The sequence below is a fragment of the Neorhizobium sp. DAR64862/K0K3 genome (assembly GCF_050500185.1).
GTDB lineage: Bacteria > Pseudomonadota > Alphaproteobacteria > Rhizobiales > Rhizobiaceae > Neorhizobium > Neorhizobium soli.
Genome location: NZ_CP191449.1, coordinates 3,037,501 through 3,051,122, shown reverse-complemented (window position 1 = coordinate 3,051,122; position 13,622 = coordinate 3,037,501). Strand labels below are relative to the sequence as shown.

Here is a 13,622-nt window from a genome sequence, read left to right as displayed (position 1 = left end):
GGATGAAACTCCTGGAAGCGTCAGGCAAGCGTACCCTTGGTCGAAGGAACGCGATTGGCCTGCCGCGGATCGATTTCTGTCGCGATGCGCAACACGCGCGCCACGGATTTGAAGCAGGTCTCGGCGATATGATGGTTGTTGGCGCCGTAATGGTTGAGGATATGCAGCGTGATCCCGGCATTCTGGGCCAGCGCGTTGAAGAATTCCCGCACCAGTTCCGTATCGAACGTGCCGATCTTCGGAGCCGAGAACGAGACGTTCCAGACCAGGAAAGGCCGGCCCGATACGTCGACCGCAGCCTTCGTCATCGTTTCGTCCATGGCGAGATCGAGCGAGGCATAGCGGGCAATGCCGCGCCTGTCGCCGAGCGCCTTGGAAATGGCCTGGCCAATCGCGATGCCTGTATCTTCCACCGTATGGTGATCGTCGACATGCAGGTCGCCCTTCACGTCGATCTCCATGTCGATCAACGAATGGCGCGACAGCTGGTCCAGCATATGGTCGAAAAACCCGACGCCCGTCGAAATCTTTGACGTGCCGGTGCCGTCAAGATTGACGGAAACCGAAACGGAAGTCTCGTTGGTCTTGCGGGAAACGCTTCCCGTGCGTGTGGCTGTCGTATCGACCATCATGTCACCCATGCTTATTCTGCGCGCTCCATATCAGGCGGCAGATCAAATATCCAGCAAAAGCACGGCCGAAGCGCGGCCGGTACGCTGTGCTGTTTCGGCAAGATTGTATTCGGCGGATGCCCACTTACATAGGTCACAACGGAGCCGCCATGAACGTCGCTGGGGCTCGCAATCGAAGGCGCCCTCCAGGGGCTTTTAGAGGTAGATGAAATGACAACGATTATTACGGTCCGAAAGGGCGGCAAGGTGGTGATGGCCGGTGACGGTCAGGTGAGCCTCGGCCAGACAGTGATGAAGGGCAATGCCCGCAAGGTGCGCCGCATCGGCAAGACCGGCGATGTGATTGCCGGTTTCGCCGGCGCCACGGCCGATGCCTTCACACTTCTCGACCGCCTCGAAAAGAAACTCGAACAGTATCCCGGCCAGCTGATGCGCGCCGCCGTCGAACTTGCCAAGGACTGGCGCACCGACAAGTATCTGCGCAATCTCGAAGCGATGATGCTGGTGGCCGACAAGTCGATCACGCTCGCCGTCACCGGCAACGGCGATGTGCTGGAGCCCGAACACGGGACGATCGCCATCGGTTCTGGCGGAAACTATGCCTATGCGGCGGCCCGCGCGCTGATGGACACGGACATGTCGGCCGAAGAGGTTGCCCGCAAGGGGCTCGATATCGCGGCCGATATCTGCGTCTACACCAATCACAATCTCGTCGTCGAAACGCTCGACGCCGAATAACCCAATTCCAGCCAAAGGATCTCTCAAGGGCCGGGCCTCAAAGGACGGTCGAAGCGGGACGCCAAGAGGAACTCATGACAAATTTTTCTCCCCGGGAAATCGTTTCCGAGCTCGATCGCCACATCATCGGCCAGCACGATGCCAAGCGCGCCGTTGCCATCGCGCTTCGAAACCGCTGGCGCCGTCACCAGCTGGACGAAAGCCTGCGTGACGAAGTCATGCCGAAGAACATCCTGATGATCGGACCGACCGGCGTCGGCAAGACGGAAATCTCCCGTCGCGTGGCAAAGCTTGCGGGCGCTCCCTTCATCAAGGTCGAAGCCACCAAGTTCACCGAGGTCGGCTATGTCGGGCGTGACGTTGAACAGATCATCCGCGATCTCGTCGAGATCGGCATCGGCCTGATCCGCGAAAAGAAACGCACCGAAGTGCAGGCAAAGGCGCAGGCAAGCGCCGAGGAGCGCGTGCTCGATGCGCTCGTCGGATCGACGGCCTCTCCCGCCACCCGCGACAGTTTCCGCAAGCGCCTGCGCAGCGGCGAGCTTGACGACAAGGAAATCGAGATCGAGGTGGCCGACACCAGCTCGGGCATGCCCGGCTTTGACATTCCCGGCATGCCGGGCGGCAATATCGGCGTTCTCAACCTCTCCGACATGTTCGGCAAGGCGATGGGTGGGCGCACCAAGAAGGTGAAAACCACCGTTGCCAAGTCCTACGGCGAACTGGTGCGCGACGAATCCGACAAGCTGATCGACAACGAGGTGATTCAGCGCGAAGCGGTGCGTTCGGTCGAGAATGATGGCATCGTGTTCCTCGACGAGATCGACAAGATCGCTGCCCGCGACGGCGGCATGGGTGCCGGTGTTTCACGTGAAGGCGTGCAGCGCGACCTGTTGCCGCTCGTCGAAGGCACCACGGTCTCGACCAAATACGGACCGGTAAAGACCGATCATATCCTGTTCATCGCCTCCGGTGCCTTCCATGTGTCGAAGCCATCGGACCTTTTGCCGGAACTGCAGGGCCGCCTGCCGATCCGCGTCGAGCTGAAGCCGCTGACCAAGGAAGACTTCCGCCGCATCCTGACGGAAACCGAGGCAAGCCTGATCCGGCAGTACAAGGCGCTGATGGGCACGGAAGATCTGGCGCTCGACTTTACCGATGACGCGCTCGACGCGCTGGCCGATGTCGCGGTGCATCTCAACTCCACCGTCGAGAATATCGGTGCTCGCCGGTTGCAGACGGTGATGGAGCGCGTGCTGGACGAGATTTCCTTCACCGCGCCCGATCAGGGCGGCACGGCGATCACGATCGATGCCGAATATGTCCGCAAGCATGTCGGCGATCTCGCCAACGATACCGACCTGTCGCGTTACATCCTCTGACCTTGAATTCGTGGCAGCCGGGCAACGACCGGCTGCTGCTCGCCTTGGCAGTGACGCTATTTTGAATGCCACTCTCTCGACATTACAGCATCTCTTCACGTAAGGGTGACGCGCTTTCGTGATGCGCCGCTCTCCCCCGCCTGACTGTTTCGGCGTCTGGAGCGTTATCAGTGCAGACCGTAATTGGGACACGACAATTTTGAAACGCCTCCTGCTTGCATTTCTGATGACCGTCGCATGGACGGCCGCTTCCACGACCTACGCGGCCGCGGTGACCATCGTGCCGGAAGGCAACCGCAATACGGTGCAGCCGAAAGTGCCGGGTGCCTCCGTGCGCCGAACCCGCGCCGGCCGCACCACGTTCGACGACAAGTATGAAAAGATCCGCGATCTGCTCGCAACCGACAAGAAACTGATCGGCAAGATCAGATCTGCGGCAGCGGCCTACGGCTTCGATCCGATCCATATCGTCGGCGCGATCGTTGGCGAGCACACCTATAATGTCGATGCCTATGACCGGTTGCAGACCTATTACATCAAGGCCGCCGCCTATGCCGGCAACAGTTTCCGCTTCGGCTACGACGACGAATCGATCAAGGATTTTCTCGACCGCCCGCAATTTGCAAAATGCAGCACGGGGCTCGACTCCTACCGTCTCTGGACCTGCCGGGAAAATGTCTGGGAAGACGCTTTCCGGGGACGCAAGGTCGATGGCAAGGCGTTTCCGGACAATCGTTTCAGCGCGGTCTTCTTCCAGCCCTTCTATGCCGGCCAGACCTTCGGCCTCGGCCAGCTCAATCCGCTGACGGCGATGATGTTTTCAGACACCGTCGCCCGCGTTTCCGGTTACCCGAAGCTGGACGAGAACAAGGCATCGGAAGTCTATGACGCGATCATGGACCCGGACAAGTCGCTCGCCTACATGGCGGCGAACATCCGCCGTTCGATCGACGACTACAAGACGATTGCGAATGTCGATATCTCCCGCAATCCCGGCATCACTGCCACGCTTTATAACACCGGCGGCTCGGCACAACGGGCGGCAGCCTTGAGGGCGCGCGGCGGTTTGCCGGAAGAGAATTATTACGGCTGGCTGGTCAACGATAAGATCGCCGAGTTGAAATCGCTCTTCTGAGTTCTGATATGTTCTTCATCTCTTAAAGATGAGGACCCTTCATATGGACATGCGCCCCGAACCTTTCGTGCCACCGGCACCGGAGCCGCGCACCGTCCCGCCGTCGCGGCTGGAAGTCATCCGCACCGTGATGCGCAATCCGCTCGAACTGTGGGGAAAGCCGTCCTACACGCTTCCCTGGATCGAGACGAAGTTCCTGAAAGAACGCACCCTCATCGTCAACGATCCGGGCCTTATCCGGCACATTCTTGTCGATAATTCCGCCAATTACGAGATGTCGGAGATCCGTCAGCTCATCCTGCGGCCGATCCTGCGTGACGGGTTGCTGACGGCGGAAGGGCCCGTGTGGAAGCGCTCGCGCAAGGCGATGGCACCGGTGTTCACGCCGCGCCACTCCCGCGGTTTTGCCGGCCAGATGCTGGCGAAGTCGGAGGAGTATGTCGAGAAGTATGCGGCCGACCATCCTTCGGGCGCGGTCCACGACATCTCGGTCGACATGACGGAACTTGCGTTCGCCATCCTTTCCGAGACACTGTTTTCCGGCGAGATCGTCACCGAGAGCGAGAAATTTTCCGATGACGTCGACAGCCTGCTGCATCGCATGGGCCGTGTCGATCCGATGGATCTTCTGCGCGCCCCTCCTTGGGTACCGCGCGTGACGCGGATCGGTGGCCAGCGCGTGCTGGACAAGTTCCGCAAGGTCGTCGCCGATACCATGATCCAGCGCCAGAAGCGGATCCGCGAGACGCCGGATGCCGTACCGCAGGATTTTCTGACATTGCTGCTGCAGCTCGAAGGGCCCGACGGCCTGACGATGGCCGAAATCGAAGACAATATCCTGACCTTCATCGGCGCCGGCCACGAAACGACGGCGAGGGCGCTCGCCTGGACGCTGTATTGCGTTGGCCAGTCGCCGCATGTGCGCGATGCGATGGAAACGGAGATCGATCAGGTCTTGGGCGAAGGGGCCGAACCGGTCGACTGGCTGGAGAGAATGCCCTGGGTGAGGGCCGCTTTCGAGGAAGCGCTGCGGCTCTATCCGCCGGCGCCCTCCATCAACCGCGCGGCAATCCGTGGCGATCGCTGGACCAGCCCGACAGGCGAGACCGTGACCATCGATGCGGGCGTCACGGTTCTCGTCATGCCATGGACACTGCATCGGCATGAACTCTACTGGGAAAAGCCGCGCGCCTTTATGCCCGAACGCTTCCTTCCGGAAAACCGTGGCAATATCAATCGCTTCCAGTACCTGCCGTTCGGAGCGGGCCCGCGCACTTGCATCGGTGCCGTCTTTGCCATGCAGGAGGCGGTGATCGCGCTTGCCGTGTTGATGAAGCGCTACCGGTTCGATGTGGTGCCGGGCACCAAAGTCTGGCCGGTGCAGAAGCTCACCACCCAGCCGCAGGACGGAATACCCATGAAGGTGGTCCGTCGGCGCTCCACGTGAAACACCTCTTGAGGGTGGTCCATATCGGCCCATGATTTCATGGTCGATGGCATCGTCGGCGATTGACAGACAAAGTCTTGCGGGCAATCTGCATGTCACCAAAAAATCATACGGGAGGCGCGGCATGACTCGCATCGAAAAAAACGGACTGCAGATCGATCAGAAGCTGCACGACTTTCTGGTTACGGAAGCGCTTCCCGAGACCGGTATTGATGCCGACCATTTCTTCGCCGAGTTTTCCGCGATCGTTCACGACCTTGCGCCGAAGAACCGGGCGCTTCTGTCCAGGCGCGATGCGTTTCAGCTCGAGATCGACGAGTGGTACCGCAAGCACGGTGCACCGAACGACCTGGCTGCCTACGAGGAATTCCTGCGCGAGATCGGCTATCTTCTTCCCGAAGGACCCGATTTCCAGGTCTCGACGGAAAACGTCGATCCGGAAATTGCCGGCATCGCCGGCCCGCAGCTCGTCGTCCCCGTGATGAATGCACGCTATGCATTGAACGCCGCCAATGCCCGCTGGGGTTCGCTCTATGATGCGCTTTATGGCACGGACGCCATCCCGGAAGCCAATGGTGCCGATAAGGGCAAGGGCTACAATCCGGTCCGCGGCAAACAGGTGATTGCCTGGGTGCGCGACTTCCTCGATCAGTCGGCTCCGCTTTCCGGCGCCAGCTGGAAGGATGCAGCCTCCTTCAAGGTGGAAGATTCGGCCCTGTTCGTGACGCTGTCGAACGGCGAGGTGACAGGCCTGACCGATCCGACGCAGCTTGCCGGCTATCTGGGCGAGCCGAACCGGATCCTGCTCGTCAGAAACAACCTCCATGTCGAAATCGTCATCGATCCGGCAACGGCCATCGGCAAGGACGATCCGGCCCATATTTCCGATGTGCGAATCGAATCGGCGATCACCACGATCATGGACTGCGAAGATTCGGTCGCGGCTGTCGACGCCGAGGATAAGGTCGCCGTTTATCGCAACTGGCTCGGCCTGATGAAGGGCGATCTCTCGGAGGAGGTTGCAAAGGGCGGCAAGAGCTTCCTGCGCACGCTCAACCCGGATTTCGACTATACGGCGCCCAATGGCGCAACCGTCGAGGTGAAGGCCCGCTCGCTGATGCTGATCCGCAATGTCGGCCACCTCATGACCAACCCGGCCATCCTCGATCGCGACAGCCATGAAGTGCCCGAAGGCATCATGGATGCTGTCGTCACGGCGCTGATCGCCATCCACGACATCGGTCGCAAGGATGGCGGCATCACCGGCCGCCGCAAGAATTCGAAGCTCGGCTCCATGTATGTGGTCAAGCCGAAGATGCACGGGCCGGAAGAAGTGGCCTTCGCAGCCGAGATCTTCACGCGCGTCGAACAGGCGCTCGGTCTCGCCGACAATGCCATGAAGATGGGTATCATGGACGAGGAACGCCGCACCACGATCAACCTCAAGGAGGCGATCCGCGCCGCAAAGGAGCGCGTCGTGTTTATCAACACCGGCTTCCTCGACCGCACCGGCGACGAGATCCACACCTCGATGGAAGCCGGCCCGATGATCCGCAAGGGCGACATGAAGCAGGCGGCTTGGATTGCGGCCTATGAGAACTGGAATGTCGATATCGGTCTCGCCTGCGGGCTGTCCGGCCATGCACAGATCGGCAAGGGCATGTGGGCGATGCCGGATCTGATGGCGGCGATGCTGGAGCAGAAGATCGGTCACCCGAAAGCGGGCGCGAACACCGCCTGGGTCCCGTCACCGACGGCCGCCACTTTGCATGCCACCCACTATCACACAGTCGATGTCGCCGAAGTCCAGAAGGGGCTGAAGACTCGCACCCGTGCTAAACTCTCCGATATCCTGTCGGTGCCCGTCGCCTCGCGGCCGAATTGGACGCCGGAAGAAATCCAGCGCGAACTCGACAACAACGCGCAGGGCATTCTGGGCTACGTCGTGCGCTGGATCGACCAGGGCGTCGGTTGCTCCAAGGTCCCCGATATCAACGACATCGCGCTGATGGAAGACCGGGCGACATTGCGTATCTCGTCGCAGCATATGGCCAACTGGCTGCACCACAAGCTCGTCACCGAAGAGCAGATCGTCGAGACGCTGAAGCGGATGGCGGCTGTGGTCGATGGCCAGAACGAAGGCGATCCGCTCTATACGCCGATGGCAGCTAACTTCGAAGCCTCGGTCGCCTTTCAGGCAGCGCTCGAACTGGTGCTCAAGGGTCGCGAACAGCCGAACGGCTATACCGAACCGGTCCTGCATCGCCGCCGGCTGGAACTCAAGGCAAAGGCCGGTTAATCCGGCCCGTCGCTCAGACAACAAAAAAGCCGCCGGGAAATCCTCGGCGGCTTTTGCATTTTCAGGCGTTGAACCCTTACTGGATCACGACGACCTTGGTGTTGCGGCCCGGACGGACGCGGCTGTAGAGGTCGATCACGTCCTGGTTCATCAGACGGATGCAGCCCGACGAAGCGGCGGTGCCAATCGAGGCCCATTCCGGCGTTCCATGCAGGCGGAACAGTGTGTCCTGGCCCTTTTCGTTGAACAGATACATGGCGCGTGCACCAAGCGGGTTCGACAGACCGGGGCCCATGCCGTTTTCGACATAACGGGCGATGTCCGGCTTGCGCACTGCCATTTCCTTCGGCGGATGCCAGTTCGGCCATTCCTGCTTCCAGGCAACATAGGCTGTGCCCGACCATGCAAAGCCCTGCTTCCCGACGCCGATACCATAGCGCATCGCACGACCACCCGGCAGGATGAAATAGAGATGACGTTCGCGGGTATTGACGATGACCGTGCCCGGGCGTTCGTTCGTCTCGTAATTGACGACCTGGCGAACGAACTGAGGCTTCACCCGGTTGATCGGGATCGCCGGCAGGGTGTAACCTGCATCGGTGATCGACCCATACGAATCGGTAAAGATCTGCGCCGTCTCGATACGGACCGGAGCATCGGCCTGGGCGACCGTCCGGGGTGTGTCGGACGTGGTGGAGCAGCCGGCCAGGGCAGAGGTTGCCAACAGGCCGAGTGCGAGCATGCTGTTGCGAAAGCGCATGGATGTCTCTTGATGTACGAATCGATTGAAATGGGCGCTCAGGCGCCTTCGGACCCGTTATTTTCCATAGCGCAGCGCTTGGCAAGCGATAGCAGTGAGCCAGGGGATCGCGCTTCCACGAATGCAAAAGGCAATGTCCTTTTTGCAACATCCGTAACCCCCCGGAGGGGCTGTGACAGGTCAAGTGCATGACGATATTGAATATTGCCAATAATAACCCGCTGGTCGACGGCCGTCAGTCGTCGCGGGCCATGATGGTCCGCCGGGGCATGCAGATCCTGCTCCATGACATGCGGCATGCCATTCTTCCGGAAATGGCGCTTTCAAATGGTCGCCGCGCCGATCTGATTACAGTGTCGGAGAAGGGCGAGATCTGGATCATCGAGATCAAGACGTCCATCGAGGACTTCCGGGTCGATCGCAAATGGCCAGATTACCGCGCCTCCTGCGACCGGCTGTTCTTCGCCACCCACAAGGACGTTCCGCTCGATATCTTCCCGGAGGATTGCGGCCTGTTCCTGTCCGATGGCTACGGCGCCCACCAGATGCGCGAGGCACCGGAACACAAGCTGGCGCCCGCATCGCGCAAATCGATCATGCTGAATTTCTCCCGTCTCGCCGCGCGAAGGCTGATGCTGGCCGAATGGGCGACCGGCAAAAGCTTCGACGACATCTGACCGGCGAGACTTACTTCGGTGCGCGCTTGGCAAGTATCCGCTGCAGCGTGCGCCGGTGCATGTTCAGCCGCCTTGCGGTTTCCGAAACATTGCGATCGCATGCCTCGTAGACGCGCTGGATATGTTCCCAGCGCACCCGATCGGCAGACATCGGGTTCTCGGGCACATCCGCCTTTTCGCCCGGGCGCTGCATCAAGGCGTTGAACACATCGTCCGCATCCGCAGGCTTGGACAGATAGTCGAGCGCTCCAAGCTTAACAGCCGTCACCGCGGTCGCGATATTGCCGTAGCCGGTCAGCACCACGATCTTGGTGTCCGAACCGGACTTCTGGATGGCTTCGATCACGTCGAGACCGTTGCCGTCACCCAGCCGCAAATCGACCACGGCATATTTCGGCGGCCGGGCTTCGGCCTTGGCGATCCCTTCGGCGACCGATTCCGCTGCATCCACGATAAAGCCGCGGCTTTCCATGGCGCGCGCCAGACGCCGCAGGAACGGGCCATCGTCATCGACGAGCAGCAGGAAAGGATCGTCTCCGAGCTGGGCATCGTCGAGGGCGGGCATGTTTTCAGAATTCGTATCCATCGTCTGTCTCCACGGACAACGGTCCGTTGCTGCACTTCAATATGGGTCGCGTTGGCAAAGCGGCCACTCATTTTATCGCCGGCCGGTCCATCAGGCTGCGCGGCCATTCGATCCGGATCCGGGCGCCTGCCTTGCCGGCATCGCGGTTGCCGAACTTGAGCGATGCCCCCGATCGCTCCAGCAGCGTCTTGGCGATGAAGAGCCCGAGCCCGAGCCCACCCGCGCTTTCGTCTTCGCGAGACCGCGTGGTCATATAGGGCTCGCCGATATGGGCGAGTATATCCGGCGCATAACCCGGCCCGTCATCCTCGATCGTGATGGCGACCCGCGACGCGGTGTGTTCGGTGGTCACCGTGACCTTCTCTCTGGCATAATCGACGGCATTCTCGACAAGGTTGCCGAGACCATAGAGAATTGCCGGGTTGCGATTGCCGACCGGCTCGCCGGCAATGTCGCTTTTTTCGACGAGTTCCACATCGATGCCGAATTGCCGATGCGGCGCAATCACCTCCTCGATCAGCGACGACAGCGGCAGACGGCGCATATGCTCCTCGCTCTCGGTCGACAGCGATGTCAGCCGGCGCAGGATATCGCGGCAGCGTTCGCTCTGGCTGCGCAGCAAAAGCACGTCTTCGCGAAACCGGTCGTCTTCGCGCAGGTCGCGCAGCATTTCCTTGGCAACGACGCTGATCGTGGCAAGCGGCGTTCCAAGCTCGTGCGCGGCCGCGGCCGCCAGTCCGTCGAGCTGCGACAGGTGCTTTTCCCGCTCCAGCACCAGTTCGGTTGCGGCCAGCGCATCCGCCAGAAGCGCCGCCTCGCTCGAGACGCGGTAGGCATAAAAGGCGGCAAACATCATCATCGAGGCGATCGCGCACCAGACGCCGATCTGCATCACCGGCTGCGTCTCCAGCGTCTGGCCCGCATACCAGGGCACGTCGAAGGGCGAAAAGGCGATGGTGGTGGTGCAGATCAGGGCAAACACGATCAGCATGATCGAATGGCGCAAGGGTTGCGAGGCAAACGAAATGATCACCGGCACGCAGATCAGCGGCGCGAAGGGATTGGCAAGGCCACCGGTGATAAACAGCAGCGAGGCCATCTGCAGAAGATCGAAGCCCAGAAGCGCAATGACGGACCGCGGTCCCAGCCGATGCGTCGCTGGAAACCAGGCCGAGAGGGTAAGGTTCGCCACGGCAAGCGCCGCGATCAGGATTGCCGCCTCCATCAGGGGCAGCGGGAACTGCAGCACTAACGCGACGATCACCACCGTCGCCGTCTGTCCGGCGACCGCAAGCCAGCGCAGCCGCACCAGCGTCTGCAGGCGCATCCGTCGGCTGGATCGGCTGCGCACCGCATCGGAAAGAGCGATCACGTCGTTCTCGCTGGTCGCCAACTCGTCGCCGGACATGTCTCTGGTCGCCATATCTTCTATGTCCCGCTTTCCGCTTCGACTGTCACGACACTTTTCATAGCGCGCCGCAGCTCCTGGTCGCAGGCGGCATTCTGTCACGTCTGCCTATCATGTCCCGCGCGGTTTCGCCCGCGCTGTGGGCAGAGCCTCTGCCGGATCCTCCGGCCAGGGATGTTTCGGATAGCGTCCGCGCATGTCGGCGCGCACATCCTTCCACGATCCGGACCAGAAACCGGGCAGGTCTCTTGTCGTCTGGATCGGCCGGTGCGCCGGCGATGTCAGTTCGAGCAGCAGCGGCAGGCGCCCGCCGGCCACGGCAGGGTGGGTCTTCAGCCCGAACAGTTCCTGCACCCGGATCGACAGGGTCGGCTCGTCGCCGTCGTAGCGTATCGGATGCCGCTGCCCGGTCGGCGCCTCGAAATGCGTCGGCGCCAGACGTCCCAGATCCTGCAGGATGTCGTAGGGAACAAGCGAGCGCAGCCCTTCGGAAAGACTGCCGGACTGGATCGCATCGATGCCGGAGGCCTGGCCCTGAAACGGAACGAACCATTCGGCAAGCCGATCGAGCAGTGCTGCATCATCCATGTCAGGCCACGGCGCACCGATCGTCCGGTAGAGAAAGCCCAGCCTCTCGCGCAGCTGCGCGCCATCCTTGGAAAACGGCAGAACCTGAAGGCCCAGCTCCCGCACGCCCTCGGCAAGTGCCAGGGCAGCGGCTTCGCCCGTCTTGCGGGGCAGGGGCTTTTCCTCGAACACGATCGCGCCAAGCCGCGTCACCTTGCGAGCCCGCAGCTTCAGGCTCTGGCGGTCGAACACCGTCTCATCCTGGCGGATGATCAGATCGTCGAGCTCGGCCTCGATCTCGGCACGACTGGTTTCTGCTGCCGCAAGGATCCGGGCTTTGACGGCCCGCCCGGAAAGATCGGCAATAACAAGCATGGATGCACCGGCAAGCCGATCGGTTTCAGGCAGTTCCGCCCCGCGGCCGTTCGCCATCACGAACCGCCCGCGCCCGCCCCGCTGGATCGCCACCCGGTCCGGATAGGCATGCAGCAGAAGCTGGCCGGCTGTCGCTGGCAAACCCGGTTGCGTCTTGCGGGGCAGGCCTGAGGCGATCCGCTCCGCAAGCCGCCTTGCGGCGTCGGCGCGCTCGCCTTTCTCATTGCGAAACCGTCTCAGCCTCTCGTCGAGATCCACATCCGATCCGCCCAGTCCCTGTTCGGTCAGCAATACGGCCAGCAGACAGGCCTGCCTTCCGTGGCCGTCGTCCGCCGCCGAAATCGTCATCGCCGCAAGACGCGGCGGCAGCGCCATGTCGCGCATGGTCTTGCCCCGCGCTGTCAGCCGCCCCTGCTCATTGAAGGCGCCGAGCTGGGTGAGAAGGCTTTTCGCCTCCTTGAAGGCAGCGGCGGGCGGCGGATCGAGAAACGCCAGCGATGCCGGATGCTCCACGCCCCAATGGGCAAGGTCGAGGACGAGGCTAGAGAGATCGCTCGCAAGGATCTGCGGTGGCGTGAATGCCGGCAGGGCCGCCGTCTGGCCGGGATGCCACAGACGAATGGCGATACCCGGTTCGGTTCGCCCGGCGCGTCCGGCCCGCTGATCCGCCGAGGCGCGCGAGGCCCGCACGGTTTCCAGTCGGGTAATCCCGGTCGAGGGCTCGAACACCGGAAGCCGCTGCAAACCGCTGTCGATCACGATCCGCACGCCGTCGATGGTGATCGACGTCTCGGCGATCGAGGTCGCGAGAACGATCTTGCGCTGACCGGCCGGGCAGGGCCGGATCGCCAGATCCTGATCCCGCTGCGAAAGATTGCCGTAGAGCGGCACGACCAGCGTTTCCGGGCCGAAACGACCCTGCAGCCGCTCAGCCGTGCGCAGGATTTCCCCTTGGCCCGGCAGAAAGACAAGGATGGAGCCGGTTTCCGATCGGTGCGCTTCAATGATCGCGCGCGAGACCGTATCCTCGATCCGCTCGCCCGCCGGCCTGTCTTGATGGCGTATCTCGATCGGATGGCCTCGTCCCTCGCTGACGATAACAGGCGGATCGGAAAGCAGTCCGGCAACGCGCTCGACATCGAGCGTCGCCGACATCACGAGAATACGAAGGTCTTCCCGCAGCGCCGACTGGACATCGAGCGCCAGAGCCAGACCAAAATCCGCATCCAGCGACCGTTCGTGGAATTCGTCGAAGATGACAGCGGAGACGCCAGCAAGTTCGGGATCGTCGAGCACCATGCGCGCGAACACGCCTTCGGTGACCACCTCGATCCGGGTTGTCGCGGAAACCCGGTTGTCGAGACGCATCCGGTAGCCGACCCGCGAGCCCACGTCTTCTCCTATAAGAGACGCCATCCGCGCTGCTGCGGCGCGCGCCGCAAGCCGCCGCGGTTCTAGCAGGATGATCTTGCCCCCGCACCACGGTTCAAAGAGAAGTGCGAGCGGCACCAGTGTCGTCTTGCCGGCGCCGGGTGGCGCGGAAATCACGGCCCGGTTGCCGTCACGCAGCGCCGACAGGATCTGAGGAAGCACATCCGAGACCGGAAGCTTCGGCA

General features: G+C 61.9%; 11 protein-coding genes (1 of these 11 running past the window's edge). 6 read left to right on the top strand and 5 right to left on the bottom strand.

Annotated features, from left to right (window positions below; translation table 11 throughout):
* Window positions 1-20: 20 nt before the first annotated feature.
* Window positions 21-629 (bottom strand): imidazoleglycerol-phosphate dehydratase HisB, encoded by a 609-nt coding sequence (hisB, locus tag ACQY1L_RS14820; RefSeq protein ID WP_113110002.1) that lies wholly within the window; start codon window positions 627-629, stop codon window positions 21-23.
* Window positions 630-842: 213 nt separating this feature from the next.
* Here hisB and hslV point away from each other — a divergent pair, with 213 nt between their 5' ends.
* From hslV to ACQY1L_RS14795, 5 genes are all read left to right on the top strand, one after another.
* A complete protein-coding gene (gene hslV, locus ACQY1L_RS14815) occupies window positions 843-1,370 on the top strand; it encodes an ATP-dependent protease subunit HslV (RefSeq protein WP_062463013.1) in 528 nt (175 codons plus the stop codon).
* A gap of 74 nt (window positions 1,371-1,444) precedes the next feature.
* On the top strand, window positions 1,445-2,752 hold the full coding sequence (gene hslU, locus ACQY1L_RS14810) for an ATP-dependent protease ATPase subunit HslU (protein WP_430241484.1): 1,308 nt from the start codon (window positions 1,445-1,447) through the stop codon (window positions 2,750-2,752).
* A gap of 199 nt (window positions 2,753-2,951) precedes the next feature.
* Window positions 2,952-3,887: a DUF1402 family protein gene (locus ACQY1L_RS14805; RefSeq protein ID WP_062463019.1), complete on the top strand. Its 936-nt coding sequence runs from the start codon at window positions 2,952-2,954 to the stop codon at window positions 3,885-3,887.
* Window positions 3,888-3,930: 43 nt separating this feature from the next.
* The gene (locus tag ACQY1L_RS14800) at window positions 3,931-5,334 is read left to right on the top strand and encodes a cytochrome P450 (RefSeq protein ID WP_430241482.1); all 1,404 of its coding nucleotides are present in this window, start codon (window positions 3,931-3,933) and stop codon (window positions 5,332-5,334) included.
* A 124-nt stretch (window positions 5,335-5,458) separates the two neighbouring features.
* Complete coding sequence (locus ACQY1L_RS14795) at window positions 5,459-7,633, top strand: malate synthase G (protein ID WP_430241479.1); 2,175 nt, start codon at window positions 5,459-5,461, stop codon at window positions 7,631-7,633.
* A gap of 76 nt (window positions 7,634-7,709) precedes the next feature.
* Here the strand turns inward: ACQY1L_RS14795 and ACQY1L_RS14790 are convergent, their stop codons facing one another.
* Window positions 7,710-8,393 carry a L,D-transpeptidase gene (locus tag ACQY1L_RS14790; RefSeq protein WP_062577163.1) on the bottom strand — a complete coding sequence of 228 codons (684 nt, stop codon included), beginning with the start codon at window positions 8,391-8,393 and terminating at the stop codon, window positions 7,710-7,712.
* 188 nt (window positions 8,394-8,581) lie between these two features.
* Between ACQY1L_RS14790 and ACQY1L_RS14785 the strand changes: the two genes are divergently transcribed.
* Window positions 8,582-9,070: an MmcB family DNA repair protein gene (locus ACQY1L_RS14785; RefSeq protein ID WP_113109942.1), complete on the top strand. Its 489-nt coding sequence runs from the start codon at window positions 8,582-8,584 to the stop codon at window positions 9,068-9,070.
* A 10-nt stretch (window positions 9,071-9,080) separates the two neighbouring features.
* On the opposite strand, the gene ACQY1L_RS14780 is transcribed toward ACQY1L_RS14785, so the two are convergent.
* From ACQY1L_RS14780 to hrpB, 3 genes are all read right to left on the bottom strand, one after another.
* Window positions 9,081-9,656 carry an ActR/PrrA/RegA family redox response regulator transcription factor gene (locus tag ACQY1L_RS14780; RefSeq protein ID WP_430241476.1) on the bottom strand — a complete coding sequence of 192 codons (576 nt, stop codon included), beginning with the start codon at window positions 9,654-9,656 and terminating at the stop codon, window positions 9,081-9,083.
* A gap of 67 nt (window positions 9,657-9,723) precedes the next feature.
* Window positions 9,724-11,079, bottom strand: a complete 1,356-nt coding sequence (locus ACQY1L_RS14775; RefSeq protein ID WP_430241472.1) for an ActS/PrrB/RegB family redox-sensitive histidine kinase — start codon at window positions 11,077-11,079, stop codon at window positions 9,724-9,726.
* Between the two features lie 96 nt (window positions 11,080-11,175).
* Window positions 11,176-13,622, bottom strand: the 3' portion of a protein-coding gene (gene hrpB / locus ACQY1L_RS14770) for an ATP-dependent helicase HrpB (RefSeq protein ID WP_430241469.1). Its footprint extends 52 nt past the window's final position; 2,447 of the gene's 2,499 nt are visible here — the last part of the coding sequence; its start codon lies off the right edge, out of view — the gene reads right to left on this strand; it ends in the stop codon at window positions 11,176-11,178.